14 protein-coding genes are annotated in these 13,874 nt (G+C 66.8%); 11 read left to right on the top strand and 3 right to left on the bottom strand.

All coding sequences use genetic code 11. The features are described 5' to 3' along the window. Positions 1-159: 159 nt before the first annotated feature. The gene (locus BMZ69_RS21635) at positions 160-582 is read right to left on the bottom strand and encodes a globin domain-containing protein (protein WP_092160652.1); all 423 of its coding nucleotides are present in this window, start codon (positions 580-582) and stop codon (positions 160-162) included. A gap of 153 nt (positions 583-735) precedes the next feature. Continuing rightward, entirely contained in the window at positions 736-2,151 is a 1,416-nt protein-coding gene (locus BMZ69_RS21630) for an MATE family efflux transporter (RefSeq protein ID WP_092160649.1), read from the bottom strand. Between the two features lie 184 nt (positions 2,152-2,335). On the opposite strand from BMZ69_RS21630, the gene BMZ69_RS21625 reads away from it, so the two are divergent. The 5 genes from BMZ69_RS21625 (at position 2,336) to BMZ69_RS21605 (ending at position 8,756) form a co-directional block, all read left to right on the top strand. Beyond that, on the top strand, positions 2,336-3,565 hold the full coding sequence (locus tag BMZ69_RS21625) for a M20 family metallo-hydrolase (RefSeq protein WP_092160646.1): 1,230 nt from the start codon (positions 2,336-2,338) through the stop codon (positions 3,563-3,565). A 13-nt stretch (positions 3,566-3,578) separates the two neighbouring features. Beyond that, complete coding sequence (locus tag BMZ69_RS21620; protein WP_092160642.1) at positions 3,579-4,991, top strand: amidase; 1,413 nt, start codon at positions 3,579-3,581, stop codon at positions 4,989-4,991. 220 nt (positions 4,992-5,211) lie between these two features. After that, positions 5,212-6,810 (top strand): ABC transporter substrate-binding protein, encoded by a 1,599-nt coding sequence (locus tag BMZ69_RS21615; protein WP_092160639.1) that lies wholly within the window; start codon positions 5,212-5,214, stop codon positions 6,808-6,810. A gap of 120 nt (positions 6,811-6,930) precedes the next feature. Continuing rightward, on the top strand, positions 6,931-7,872 hold the full coding sequence (locus BMZ69_RS21610; protein WP_092160635.1) for an ABC transporter permease: 942 nt from the start codon (positions 6,931-6,933) through the stop codon (positions 7,870-7,872). A 17-nt stretch (positions 7,873-7,889) separates the two neighbouring features. Continuing rightward, positions 7,890-8,756: an ABC transporter permease gene (locus tag BMZ69_RS21605; protein WP_244543467.1), complete on the top strand. Its 867-nt coding sequence runs from the start codon at positions 7,890-7,892 to the stop codon at positions 8,754-8,756. Between the two features lie 138 nt (positions 8,757-8,894). Here the strand turns inward: BMZ69_RS21605 and BMZ69_RS21600 are convergent, their stop codons facing one another. Continuing rightward, positions 8,895-9,194: a DUF718 domain-containing protein gene (locus BMZ69_RS21600; protein WP_092160628.1), complete on the bottom strand. Its 300-nt coding sequence runs from the start codon at positions 9,192-9,194 to the stop codon at positions 8,895-8,897. Between the two features lie 179 nt (positions 9,195-9,373). Here BMZ69_RS21600 and BMZ69_RS21595 point away from each other — a divergent pair, with 179 nt between their 5' ends. The 6 genes from BMZ69_RS21595 to BMZ69_RS21575 all read left to right on the top strand — a co-directional run bounded on the left by BMZ69_RS21595 (position 9,374) and on the right by BMZ69_RS21575 (position 13,866). Further along, the gene (locus BMZ69_RS21595; RefSeq protein WP_092160626.1) at positions 9,374-10,306 is read left to right on the top strand and encodes an N-carbamoyl-D-amino-acid hydrolase; all 933 of its coding nucleotides are present in this window, start codon (positions 9,374-9,376) and stop codon (positions 10,304-10,306) included. Next, positions 10,303-10,437 (top strand): hypothetical protein, encoded by a 135-nt coding sequence (locus BMZ69_RS32405; protein WP_280142123.1) that lies wholly within the window; start codon positions 10,303-10,305, stop codon positions 10,435-10,437. The genes BMZ69_RS21595 and BMZ69_RS32405 overlap by 4 nt, the downstream gene beginning before the upstream one ends. Before the next feature lie 39 nt (positions 10,438-10,476). Beyond that, positions 10,477-11,643 (top strand): amidohydrolase/deacetylase family metallohydrolase, encoded by a 1,167-nt coding sequence (locus tag BMZ69_RS21590; RefSeq protein ID WP_092160625.1) that lies wholly within the window; start codon positions 10,477-10,479, stop codon positions 11,641-11,643. A gap of 164 nt (positions 11,644-11,807) precedes the next feature. Beyond that, entirely contained in the window at positions 11,808-12,335 is a 528-nt protein-coding gene (locus BMZ69_RS21585; RefSeq protein ID WP_210188062.1) for a GNAT family N-acetyltransferase, read from the top strand. Continuing rightward, positions 12,332-12,790 (top strand): RidA family protein, encoded by a 459-nt coding sequence (locus tag BMZ69_RS21580; protein WP_092160622.1) that lies wholly within the window; start codon positions 12,332-12,334, stop codon positions 12,788-12,790. The genes BMZ69_RS21585 and BMZ69_RS21580 overlap by 4 nt, the downstream gene beginning before the upstream one ends. After that, positions 12,787-13,866, top strand: coding sequence for an alanine racemase (locus tag BMZ69_RS21575; protein WP_092160620.1), 1,080 nt, complete (start codon positions 12,787-12,789; stop codon positions 13,864-13,866). Before BMZ69_RS21580 ends, BMZ69_RS21575 begins: the two co-directional genes overlap by 4 nt. Positions 13,867-13,874 lie beyond the last annotated feature (8 nt).

The raw sequence follows: 13,874 nt of genomic DNA, 5'->3' as shown, positions 1-13,874 counted from the left end.
GGTCGCGACTCCGAGCCGGAGCGCCTGCGCCAGCTCGCCGAGGCCGCCTTCGCCCAGAGCAAGGCCGCGCCTGCACCAGCCCGCAAGGCCGCCAATGGCCGCGCGGACGATACGGGCTGGGAGGAGTTCTGAGCGGGCGGCGGTGAGGCGCAACGACGCTCAGGCCGAGCGCTGGCTCGCCGCACCGGCGGCGAGCATGGTCGCCGCCATCTGATCATAGAGCTCGGTCCAGGCCGCTCGCGCCTGCATCGTGAACTCGTTTCCGAGCGAAGTCTCCAACGTCCAGATCAGGGCGCTGCGGACGGCGTCGTAGTGAGACGGCCGAACCCCGTAGCCGCGATGGCGTTCGCCCAAGTGCGTGAGCAGAGCGGTGAGGCCGGCTGGATCGTTCAGCATGGCGAGCGCCACCATCAGCGTCTCCATCAGCTTCGCCGCCTGCGTCTCGATGTCGGCCTTGAACAGAGCGCGCGTGCTCGGCGCAGTGGTGAACAGCCGCTCATAGAACAGGCATGCCGTCTCGATCTTGCGCCGATGCAATTGCGCGAAAGTCGACCGGATCAGCGCGATGTCCTGTGGTGTCACGACCTCCCCCTTTTGAGCGAGGCATCATGAGGGATCGCGTCGGGAATTCTCCGTCAGAGCACGTGAAAATGCAACTCACAGTTAGCGGATCGTTATCGCTCCGCTGCGGTCAGAGCCGATCAGGTTGAATCAACCTGATCGGTAAAGCGGTCTCTAAGGTTCGATCGCCGCCTGGCCGGCCCCCCGCGTCAGCCCGAGGCGTTCGCGGGCGGACCAGCGCGCCAGCATCAGGGCGGCGACGACCGCAAGGCCGGTCGCGAGCCCGATCCAGATTCCGGCTCCGGCCAGCGGCGTCAGGAAGCCGAGCGCGGCCGAGAGCGGCAGGCCGATGCCCCAATAGCCGAGGCCGGCGAACAGCATCGGCACGCGCGTGTCGCGCAGGCCGCGCAGGATCGAGACGCCGACCACCTGCACACCGTCGACGATCTGGAAGATCGCCGCGTAGAACAGGAACAGTACGGCCAGTTCAGCCACTTCGGCGGCGCGCGGCTTGCTGGGGTCGAGGAAGGGCACGACCAGCCAGTGCGGGATCACGAGCATCAGCAGGGCGGTGAAGCACATGAAGGCGGTGGCGAGCCCGAGCGCCGTAGCGCCCGCCCGGGTGATGCCTTGGCTGTCGCCGGCGCCGAAGGCATGGCCGACCCGGACCGTTCCGGCCTGGCCGATCCCCATCGGGACCATGAAGCAGAGCGAGGCGATCTGGATCGCGATCGCATGGGCGGCCAGCGAGGTCGGGCCGAGCAGGCCCATCAGGAAGGCGGCGCCGTTGAAGATCCAGACTTCGAAGCCGACCGTGGTGCCGATCGGCAGGCCCAGCCGCCAGAAGGCGCGATAGCGGCTCCAGTCCGCCCGCCAGAACCGGCCGAACAGGTGATAGCGCCGGAAGCGCCGGTCGAGCGAGACCACCAGCGCGAGGCCGGCGAACATCAGGGTCGAGGCCAGCGCCGTCGCCACCCCCGAGCCGGGCAGGCCGAGCGCCGGGAAACCGAGTCGGCCGAACATCAGCACCCAGTTGGCGAAGGCGTTGAAGGCGACGGCGAAGAGTACGGTCACGAAGACCCAGAACGGCCGCTGCAGCGCTGCGAGGAAGCCGCGCAACGCAAGATAGAAGTAGAAAGGCAGCAGCCCCCATTGCAGCGTGTGCAGATAGGAAGCGGCCGCTTTCGCCAGCGCCGGATTCTGGCCCATGGCCGTCAGGATCGTCTCCGCCTGCCAGAGGCAGAGCCACATCGGCCCGGCCATGGTCGCCGCCACCCAGAAGCCCTGGCGCACTGTGCGGCGCACATCGCGCACCGAATGCCGGTTCCGCCCGAGCTCGATCGCGACCATCGGTGCGACGGCGGCCATCACGCCGATGCCGAAGATCAGGAAGGCCATGTAGAGATTGGAGGCCAGCGCGCCGGCAGCCAGCGAGTCGGGGCCGAGATGGCCCATCATGATGACGTCGGTCGCCGTCATTGCCGTCTGGGCGACATTGGTCAGCACCATCGGCCAGCTCAGGGCCAGCATGGCTTTGACCTCGGTGAGCCAGGGGCTCGCCGACCGGTAAGGCAGGGCGATCTGCGACATGATGACTGCCTTTTATCTGTGCAGATTGCGTCTTCAAAGGCCCCGCCGCGCCGGGGCGGGCCGCGCCCTGCGCGTGGCGCGCTGCCGGCCCGCGCCATGTCGCTGATTCTGCCTCTTGCGCCAGCCGCCCGGTTCCGGCCTGCTGGGCATCTGAATTGACCCGCGCCTATGGAGAGCCGACGCGATGAGCACCAATTTGCGGATCGACGGGGAGCGCCTGCTCTCGCGGCTGGCGGCCCTGTCGCGGATCGGGGCGACGCCCGAGGGCGGCTGCCGGCGCCTGGCGCTGACCGATGAGGACAAGGCGGGGCGCGACTGGCTGGTCGGCGAGTTGAAGGCGCTCGGCCTCGATGTCCGCGTCGATGCGATCGGCAACATCGTCGGCATCCTGAAGGGCCAGGAGGACGGGCCGGCAGTGATCATGGGCTCGCATATCGACACGGTCGGTACCGGCGGGCGCTTCGACGGCGCACTCGGTGTGATCGGCGGCGTCGAGGTGCTGGCGGCCTTGCGCGATGCCGGCGTGACCCCGAAGCGCGACATGGCGGTGATCGCCTTCACCAATGAGGAAGGCGCGCGCTTCCATCCCGACATGCTCGGCTCCTATGTCTGGGCCGGCGGCATGAGCGTCGAGGCCGCCCATGCCGAGCTGGACTCCGACGGCGCCGTGCTCGGGACCGAGTTGACGCGCATCGGCTATCACGGGCCGGAGCAGCCCGGCTTCCTGCCGGCGCATGCCTATCTCGAACTGCATATCGAGCAGGGGCCGGTGCTGGAGAGCGAAGGCGGCGGGCTCGGCGCCGTCACCGGCATCCAGGCGATCTGCTGGCTCGAGCTGACGCTGACGGGACGGCCGAGCCATGCCGGCACCACGCCGATGCGCTATCGCAAGGACCCCGGCCTCGCGGCGGCGCGAATCAACATCTTCGCCAATGAGCTGACCAAGACGATCCCCGGCCAGCTCGCCAATTCCGGCGTGATCCGCACCTGGCCCGGCAACGTTAACGTCGTGCCCGAGACCGTGGTGATGACGCTCGACCTGCGCAATCCGCTGGATACGCCTCTGGCTGAGGCCGAGGCTGCTGTGCGCAAGTTCTGCGCCGAATTGTCGGCGCGCGACGATATTTCGATCAGCTTCCGCGATCTCGCCCGCTTCCCGGCGACGCCCTTTGCCGAAGAGCTGATCGCCAGCGTCGAGGCGAGCGCCGCCGAGTTCGGCCTGCCGATCCGCCGGATGATCTCGGGCGCCGGCCACGACGCCCAGATGATGTCGCGCCTCTGCCCGACGGCGATGGTCTTCATCCCCTCGATCGGCGGGCTCTCGCACAACCCGGCCGAGCTCAGCAGCGACGACGACATGGTCGCCGGCGCCAATGTCCTGCTCAGCGCCGCCTGGCGCGCCGCCAACGTCTGACGGGGATGTTCCAATGACCACCATCGCTTCGCTGTCCGCCGCCGAGCTGGGCGGCCTCTACGCTGCGCGTGAGCTCTCGCCGGTCGAGGTCGCCAGGGACGCGCTCGCCCGCATCGAGCGCTTCGAACCGGAGGTGAACGCCTTCGTCGTCCGCGACGAGCCCGTGACGCTCGCCATGGCGCAAGCTGCGGAAGGCCGCTGGCTGAAGGGCGAGGCGCTCGGCCCGCTCGACGGCGTGCCGGTGACGATCAAGGACAATCTCGGCGTCGCCGGCTGGCCGATGCGTCGTGGCTCGGCGATCGCCTCCGATGCGCCGTTCCAGCAGGACGCCCCAGCGACGGCGCGGCTGCGCGAAGCCGGCTGCGTCTTCCTCGGCAAGACGACGATGCCGGAATATGGCTGGAAGGGCGTCGGTGATTCGCCCCTTTCCGGCATCACCCGCAATCCCTGGGACGTCTCGACCGGCCCGGGCGGCTCCTCCTCGGGCGCGGCTGTCGCCGCGGCGCTCAATCTCGGCTGCATCCATCTCGGCACCGATGGCGCCGGCTCGGTGCGCATTCCTGCCGCTTTTTGCGGCGTCTTCGGTCTCAAGCCGACCTATGGCCGCGTCCCGGCCTGGCCCGCCTCGGTAATGGGCTTCCTCGCCCATCTCGGCCCGCTGACCCGCACCGTGCGCGATTCCGCCCTCGCGATGAACGCGATCGGCCGGCCCGATGCCCGCGACATGACGGCGTTCAAGGATATGCCTCCCGATTTCACGGCGGAGCTCGATCGCGGCGTGCGCGGCCTGCGCATCGCCTGGTCGCCGCGCCTCGGCAGCGATGCTCTGGTCGATCCGGAGATTGCGGCCCTGACGCATGCGGCGGCGCTGACCTTCCGCGAACTGGGGGCGACCGTCGAGGAGGTCGACCCCGGCTTCGATGATCCGATCGAAACGCTGATGACGCTTTGGTCGGCCGGTGCGGCCCTGGCCCTGCGCAGCACCGATGCGGCCGGGCGCGCGCAGATGGATCCGGGCCTCGTCGCCGTCGCCGAGACGGGCGAGCGGATCGACGGAGCGGCCTATGTCGATGCCTTGCTGTACCAACGCAACGCGCTCGCCTACCAGATGGCGCAGTTCCATGAGCGCTTCGATTTGTTGCTGACGCCGACCTTGCCGTTGCCTGCCTTCGCTGTCGGCCGCAACACGCCCGAGCATGGCGGCTATGGCGAGGACTGGACGCGCTGGACGCCGCTGACCTACCCGTTCAACATCACCCAGCAGCCGGCTGCCGCCGTGCCCTGTGGGCTGACCTCGGCCGGGTTGCCGGCGAGCCTGCAGATCGTTGGCGCCTTCGGGCACGATGCGCTCGTCATGCAGGCGGCTGCATCGTTGGAATCTGTGCGCCCGTTCGCGCGTGTCGATGCACCGATCAAATCGATTTAAGCGGATCGGCGCAATTTTCTGCGCCGGCCCCCCGGCTTTGCGTGTCGTTTGCTTGCAAACGATGTCGTGAGCCGCAAACCGGTTCCGTCTGGCACGAACCCTGCAGGGTCAATTCTTGTCGTAGCGACCCGTCAAGCGTGTTGTCAGGTGCAGATTTTTCTGCCCACACTCTAGGCAAGGTCGCCCGATCAGAGGCCGCCGCTTCAGGGGAGAGTAAAAGATGGACCGCAGGAATTTTCTGAAGACCGCCGCCGGAACCGGCGTTCTGGCAGCGACCGGCGGCCTCGCCATGCCGGCGCTCTCGCAAGGTGCGGCAGCCAAGACGCTGCGCTTCGTGCCGCAGGCCAACCTCGCCAATTTCGACCCGATCTGGGGAACGCAATACGTCGTCCGTAACGCTGCGCTGCTGGTCTGGGACACGCTCTACGGCATTGATGACAAGTTCCAGCCCAAGCGCCAGATGACCGAGGGCGAGGAGGTCTCGGCCGACGGCCTGACCTGGACCTTCAAGCTCCGTTCCGGTCTCAAATTCCATGACGGCACCCCGGTGCTCGCCAAGGACGTGGTGGCGAGCCTGATCCGCTGGTCGGCCCGCGATCCGATGGGCCTGATGATTCGCGCGATCCAGAACGAGATCACCGCGGTCGACGACCGGACCTTCAAATGGGTGCTCAAGCAGCCCTATCCGAAGATGCTGTTCGCGCTCGCCAAGAATAATTCGCCCTGCACCTTCATCATGCCGGAGCGCATCGCCAAGACCGATCCGTTCACGCAGATCACCGAATATGTCGGCTCGGGGCCGATGAAGTTCCTGCGCAGCGAATGGGTGCCGGGCGCCAAAGCGGTCTTCGAGAAGTTCGCCGACTATGCGCCGCGCGAGGAAGCCCCCTCCTGGCTCTCTGGTGGCAAGAAGATGCTGCTCGACCGCGTCGAATGGGTGATCATCCCCGATGCTGCCACCGCGGCCGCGGCGTTGCAGAGCGGCGAGGTCGATTGGTGGGAGACCGCTCTCTCCGACCTCGTGCCGGTGCTCAAGGGCCACAAGGACATCAACGTCGATATCGGCGACCCGCTCGGCAATATCGGCGCCTTCCGGATGAACCATCTGCATCCGCCCTTCAACAATCTGAAGGTGCGCCAGGCGGTGCTGACGGCGCTGAACCAGGAAGACTACATGCGTGCGATCGTCGGCGACGACGACAAGCTTTGGAAGCCGATGGCGAGTTTCTTCACCCCTGGCACCCCGCTCTATACCGAAGAGGGCGGCGAGATGCTCAAGATGAAGAACGTCGCCGCAGCCAAGAAGCTGCTGGCGGAGTCGGGCTACAAGGACGAGCCGGTGATCTGCGTGGTGGCGCAGGACATGGCTGCCACCAAGTCGATGGGCGATGTCACCGCCGAACTGCTCAAGAGCATCGGCATGAAGGTCGAGTTCGTCGCCACCGACTGGGGTACGGTCGGCGCCCGGCGCGCCCAGAAGACGCCTCCGAGCCAGGGCGGCTGGAGCATGTTCCATACTTGGCACGCCGGCGCCGACTGCGTGAATCCGGCCTCCTACACGGCGATCCGCGCCAATGGCGACAAGGCCTGGTTCGGCTGGCCTGACGTGCCTGACGTCGAGAAGGAGGTCACCAACTGGTTCAACGCCAAGGACCTCGCCGAGGAGAAGGCGGTGATGGGCCGCCTCAATAAGGCAGCCGTCCAGAACGTCGTCTACGCACCGACCGGCTTTTATCTCGGCTATCAGGCCTGGCGGAAGAACGTGCAAGGCGTGACCAGCGGTCCCTTCCCGGTGTTCTGGGGCGTGTCGAAGGCCTGAGAGCGAGCAGGCCCGAGCCCCGACCTTTGGCGGCGGCTCGGCTCAAACAACGCCCGCCGGGCCTGTCGGGACTTCAGATCCCGATTGGCCCGGCACCAGCAGCGGCAACTCAGGGTTTCGATGCTCTCATTCATCGTCCGACGCATCATCACAACGATCCCCGTCATGGCTTTCGTGGCGCTGTTCGTCTTCTCGCTTCTCTACATCGCGCCGGGCGATCCGGCGGCCGTGATTGCCGGTGACCAGGCCTCGCCTGCCGACGTCGAGCGCATCCGCGCCAGCCTCGGCCTTGACCGGCCCTATCTGGTCCGCTTCGGCGAATGGTTCTTCCGGGTGCTGCAGGGTGATCTCGGCACCTCGATCTTCACCTCGCTGCCGGTGACGCAATTGATTGGCCAGCGCATCGAGCCGACCTTGTCGCTGATGGTGCTGACGCTGATCCTGGCGGTTTCGATCGCCGTGCCGCTCGGCGTCATCGCCGCCTGGAAGGCCGGCACCTGGGTCGACCGCGCCGTGGTCGGCTTTGCCGTGTTCGGCTTTTCGGTCCCGGTCTTCGTGATCGGTTACCTGCTCGCCTATGTCTTCGCGCTCAAGCTCGACTGGGTACCGGTGCAGGGCTACACGCCGATCTCGCAGGGTATCTGGCCCTGGTTCAAGAACCTGATCCTGCCCTCGATCACGTTGGGCACGGTCTATATCGCGCTGATCGCGCGCATCACCCGCGCCACCATGCTCGAGGTGCTGCAGCAGGACTATGTCCGCACCGCCCAGGCCAAGGGCGTCGGCAACCGTGACGTGCTCTTCCTGCATTCGCTGAAGAACGCGGCCGTGCCGGTCGTGACCATCATCGGCATCGGCGTCGCGCTGCTGATCGGCGGCGCCGTCGTCACCGAGAGCGTCTTCGCCATTCCGGGACTCGGGCGGCTGACGCTCGATGCGATCCTGCGGCGCGACTATCCGGTCATCCAGGGCGTCGTGCTGATCTTCTCCTTCGTCTACGTGCTGGTGAACCTGGCCGTCGACCTGATCTACACCCTCGTCGACCCGAGGATACGCTATTGACCGCTCCAGCTGCCCCACTGCCCCTGGCGGATGAAATCGGCGCGGCCGTCAAGCCGCCCAAGCGCTCCTATCTGCGCAAGCACCCGTCTGTCGCGATCGGCGGCTTCCTCCTGCTGCTGATGATCTTCATCGCCGTCTTCGCGCCGCTGCTCTTCACGGTCGATCCGACGGCGATCGCCACCTCCAGGCGCACGCGCGTGCCGTCCGAATTGTACTGGTTCGGCACTGACATGCTCGGCCGAGACATCTATTCGCGCGTCGTCTACGGCGCCCGCGTCTCGCTCATCGTCGGCTTCTCGGTCGCGATCCTGGCCTCGATCGCGGGTCTGGCGATCGGGCTGTTCTCCGGCTTCGTGCGCTGGGCCGACGGCATCGTCATGCGCGTCATCGACGGCATGATGTCGATCCCGCCGATCCTGCTCGCCATCGCCCTCATGGCGCTGACGCGCGGTTCGGTCGGCAACGTCATCCTCGCCATCACCATCGCCGAGATCCCGCGCGTCGCCCGCCTGGTGCGATCGGTCGTGCTCTCCCTGCGCGAGCAGCCCTATGTCGAGGCAGCGATCTCGAACGGCGCCCGCGTGCCGCGCATCATCATCAAGCACATCCTGCCCAACACGATCGCGCCGATGACGGTGCAGGCGACCTATATCTGCGCCAGCGCGATGATCATCGAGGCGATCCTGTCCTTCATCGGGGCCGGCGTGCCGCCGGCGACGCCGTCCTGGGGCAACATCATGGCCGAGGGCAGGGCGCTCTGGCAGGTCCGGCCGCACATCGTCTTCTTCCCGGCGCTGTTCCTGTCGATCACCGTGCTCGCCGTGAACCTGCTCGGCGACGGTCTGCGCGACTCGCTCGATCCGCGGCTGGCCAAGAGCATCTGAAGGCGGTCCGGCGTCATGTCATGCGTTGCCGTCGGGCCTGTTCAAAGCCCGATCCGTACAGCGAATTCGCCCGTATCCGGGCGAATTCGTGCGCGTGAGGATGCGGCTGCTTTTCGTGGCGAGGCTGGCCGCCGGAGCTTAAGCGCGAAGATCGACGACGACGTCGCCGGACACCGCATCGGTGACGCCGAGCCCGCCGCCGAGATCCTCGAGCGTGTCGCGGAAGCTGTTCAGCGTCGCGATCATCTGGTCGCGGGCGCCCTTCAAGGCAGCGAGGTCTCCCCATTCGCCGATCAGGCAGTATGTTCGATCGCCGGTCTTGATGATGTGCCCCCGCGCGAGGCCGGGCCAGTTGGCCTTTCCCTCGCGGTGAGCATTGAGAAATTCGTCCTCGCGCCCGAGCTTGATGCGGAAGCGGACGACATTGAACGTGGCCATGACTTTGATCCGCAGCTCGATGCTGCCCCGGCAGCCGCGGCCGGCGGGTCCGGACCGAGCCCAGAGGGAACGCCCGACGCTATTGCCGTAACGGCAACGGCGCAATGGCGCACAGGGATAGTGGCGCCCGCCTCCAGCGGAATCCTCGAGCAACGACCAAGCACAGCAGGAGCCTTCCAATGCCTCGTATCCTGACCGTCGGTGCAGCCCAGCTCGGGCCGATCCAGCGCGAGGAGAGCCGCGGTTCCGCTGTTGCCCGCATGATCGAGCTGATGCGTCAGGCAAAGTCGAATGGCTGCGATCTCGTCGTCTATCCCGAGGCGGCGCTGACCGCCTTCTTCCCGCATTGGTGGATGGACGACGAAGACGAGATCGATTCCTATTTCGAGAGCGCCATGCCCTCGAACGAGACGGCGCCGCTCTTCGCCGAAGCCGAGCGGCTCGGCATCGGCTTCCATCTCGGCTATCCCGAGCTCGCGCATGAGGACGGCCGCAAGCGCCGCTTCAACACCGCGATCCTGGTCGACAAATCCGGCAAGATCGTCGGCAAGTACCGTAAGATCCATCTGCCGGGGCATCCCGAGCATCGGCCGGACGCGGTCTTCCAGAATCTCGAGAAGCGCTATTTCGAGACCGGCAATCTCGGCTGGCCGGTCTGGGAGACCATGGGCGGGCGGCTCGGCATGATGATCTGCAACGACCGGCGCTGGCCCGAGAGCTATCGCGTCATGGGGCTGCAGGGCGTCGAGATGATCGTGCTCGGCTACAACACGCCCAAGCACAACCCGCCGGCCCCGGCCCATGATCGGCTCGGCAATTTCCACAACCAGCTCGTCATGCAGGCCGGCGCCTATCAGAACGCGACCTGGGTGGTCGGCGTCGCCAAGGCGGGACTGGAAGCCGGCGTCGACCAGATCGGCGGCTCCTGTATCATCGCCCCGACCGGCGAAGTGGTGGCGCAGGCGGTGACCGAGGATGACGAGCTCGTCGTCGCCCGCTGCGATCTCGACCTCGGCAACAGCTACAAGAACTCGACCTTCAACTTCGCCAGGCATCGCGAGCCGCAATGCTACGGCATGATCGTCGAGCGCAAGGGCGCGGTGATCGCGTGAGCGCCGCCGACGCCGAATACGATCCGATCCAGGACCGAGCCGTTTCGCAGCTCCATATTCCCGAGCTGCATAACCACTTCGCCGAAGCTTTCGCTATCATCCAGAACGGCGCTACGGCCAGCCTCGCCTGAACGCGACGCAGCCGTCGCCCGGTTTCCCAAGGAGCAGTCATGACCCACGATCTCATCCTCAAGGGCGGACGGGTGATCGACCCGTCGCAGAAGCATGACGGCATCCTCGATGTCGCCTTCACGGATGGCAAGGTCTCGGGTTTCGGCAAGGATCTGAAGGGGGCCAGGGAGATCCGCGACGTCTCCGGCTACATCGTCACGCCCGGCCTGATCGACCTGCACACCCATGTCTATTGGGGCGGCACCTCGCTCGGCATCGATGCCGACGAGTTCTGCCGCGCCTCGGGCGTCACCACCTCGGTCGACACCGGCTCGGCCGGTCCGGGCAACTGGCCGGGCTTCCGCAAGCACGTGATCGAGAAAAGCCAGGCGCGCATCCTCGCCTATCTCCACGTCTCGCATGCCGGCATCTACGGCTTCGACCACCGCGTCATGGTCGGCGAGAGCGGCGACCTCAGGCTGATGAACCCGATCGACTGCGTCGAGGTCGCCGACAAGAACCGCGACCTGATCGTCGGCATCAAGGTCCGCGTCGGACTGCACGCCTCGGGGACGTCGGGCACCGTGCCGCTCAACATCGCCTTGCAGGTCGCCAACGAGGTCGGCATGCCGCTGATGTGCCATATCGACCATCCGCCGCCGTCCTATGAGGAAGTGATCGGCATGCTGCGCCCCGGCGACGTGCTGACCCACGCCTTCCGCCCCTTCCCGAACGCGCCCTCGACCGCTCAGGGCACGGTGAAGCCCGAAGTGCTCGCCGCCCGCAAGCGCGGCGTCATCTTCGACATCGGCCACGGCAAGGGCTCGTTTTCGTTCAAGACGACGCGCGCCATGCTCGCCAACGGCTTCGAGCCGGACGTGATCTCCTCCGACGTGCACAAGCTCTGCATCGACGGCCCGGCCTATGACCAGGTCACCACCATGTCGAAGTTCCTCTGCATGGGCATGAGCCTGAACAACGTGATCGCGGCCTCGACGCTGAACGCCGGCATGGCGCTGAAGCGCCCGGAGTACGGCTCGCTGAAGGTCGGCTCGCTCGGCGATGCGACCGTGCTGACGATCAAGGAAGGCAAGTTCGACTATGTCGACGTCGTCGGCGAGCACCTGATCGGCGACAGGAAGATCGTCTCCGAAGGCGTGGTGCTGAAGGGTGCCTGGTGGCACCCCAAGCGCAGCAACAAGTTCAGGAAGGTCGAGGCGGCCTAGCGGTTTTGTAAGCCGCATACTCAAACGCAAGTCACCCCGGACAAGCCGCGAAGTGGCGCAGATCCGGATCCATGCCGGAGCCTGTCCGACTAGGGTTCAGGCATGGGTCCCGGGTCTCCCTGCGGTCGCCCGGGACGACGCGGTTGGGATGCTGCGCGAAAGTCATGCCCGAGAAGAGCTCACTCTCCTGGCGCCCCATGGCCGCCACCGACCTGCCGGCCGTGATGGCCGTGGCGGCAAAGGTCCATCCGGACTATCCGGAAGGCGAGCCGGTCTTCGCCGAGCGGCTCGCGCTGCATCCGGCCGGCTGCCTCGTGCTGGCGGGCGGGGAGGGGCTCGGCGGCTATGTGCTGAGCCATCCCTGGCGGCTCGGCCAGGTGCCGGCGCTCGACAGCCTGCTCGGCACTGTGCCTGATGATGCCGATGCCTACTACATCCACGACCTTGCTCTGCTGCCGGGCGCTCGCGGCAGTGGCGCCGCCTCGGCCTGTGTCGATCGGCTGGCAGCACATGCCCGCGCGTCGGGCTTCGTCCGCATGGCGCTGGTCGCCGTCGGGAACTCGGCCGGCTTCTGGCGTCGCCACGGTTTTCGCGAGGCGCATGACGAAGCCCTTGCCCGCAAGCTTGCGAGCTATGACGATGCGGCCCGCTATCTGGTCCGCGATCTGAAAGACGATGGGAGAAACGCATGAGTGCCGATGACAAGCTGAGGGAATTGGGCCTGACGCTGCCGGACGTCCCGACCCCGGTCGCGACCTATGTCAGCTTCAAGCGCGTCGGCGACTTCATCTATCTCTCCGGCCAGGGCCCCAAGCGTGCCGACGGCACCTATCCGACCGGCAAGGTTGGGGCCGACGTCTCGATCGAGGACGCCTATGAGCATGCCAAGCAGACCGGTCTCGGCCTGCTCGCGGCGATGAAGAAGGCGGCCGGCTCGCTCGACAAGATCGAGGTGGTCAAGCTGCTCGGCATGGTCAATGCCGCCCCCGACTTCGCCCAGCACCCCAAGGTCATCAATGGCTGCTCGGACCTGTTCGTCGCCGTGCTCGGCGACAACGGCCGCCATGCCCGCTCGGCTGTCGGCATGGGCTCGCTGCCCAACAATATGACCGTCGAGATCGAAGTCATCGTCCGGGTGCTGCCGTGACGACCGCGCTCGCAGAAGAGATCGCCCGCGTCTACGGCACGCCGGCCGTCGTCATCGACCTCGACAAGGTCGAGGCCAACATCGCCCGGCTCCAGGCCGCCTGCGATGCGGCCGGCGTCGCCAACCGCCCGCATATCAAGACGCATAAATCGCCCGAGCTGGCGCGGCTCCAGGTCGCCGCCGGCGCGCGCGGCATCACCTGCCAAAAGCTCGGCGAGGCCGAGGTCATGGCCGATGGCGGCATCGACGACATCCTGATCAGCTACAACATTCTGGGTGAGGAAAAGCTGGGGCGTCTCGGTGCCTTGCAACGACGCGTCCGCATGATCGTCGCGGCCGACAATCCTGTCACCATCGCCGGCCTGCCCAAGGCCGCCGAGATCGCCGGGCGCAATCTCGAGGTCGTGGTCGAGTGCGATACCGGCCGCAAGCGCGCCGGCGTCGAGACGCCGGGCGAGGCTGTCGCGCTCGCCAAGCAGATCGCCGCGTCGAAGGGGCTGACCTTCGCCGGTTTCCTGATGTACCCGCCCGAGACCGGCTGGCCGGCGACGCAGGACTTCCTCGACACTGCCAATGCCGGCCTGCGCGAGGCCGGGCTGGAGGCCGGCATCGTCTCGACCGGCGGTTCGCCCAACATCCCCAATATCGGCAAGCTCAAGGGCTCGACCGAGCACCGCTCGGGCACCTCGATCTTCAACGACCGCATGCAGGTCGCCGCCGGGGTGGCGGCGCTTGAGGACTGCGCGCTGACAGTCTACGCGACGGTGGTCAGCCGGGCCGGGCCGGAGCGCGGCATCCTCGATTCCGGCTCGAAGACGCTGACCAGCGACAAGGGCGGGCTCGACGGACACGGCTACATCCTCGAATACCCGCTGGCCAAGATCGCGCAATTCGCCGAGGAGCACGGCTTCCTCGACCTCTCCGGCAGCAATGAACGGCCCAATGTCGGCGAGGTCGTGCGCGTGGTGCCGAACCATGTCTGCGTCGTCGTCAACATGGTCGACCGGCTGGTGACGGTGCGCGGCGACAAGTTGATTGGCGAGCTGCCGGTGGCGGCGAGGGGTAAGCTGACCTGATCAACTCT

Origin of the sequence: Allobosea sp. CRIB-10 (assembly GCF_900112185.1) — a bacterium.
Taxonomy (GTDB): Bacteria; Pseudomonadota; Alphaproteobacteria; order Rhizobiales; family Beijerinckiaceae; genus Allobosea.
Note: the sequence above shows the minus strand (reverse complement) of the source record. Positions and strands in the feature narration are given on the sequence as shown.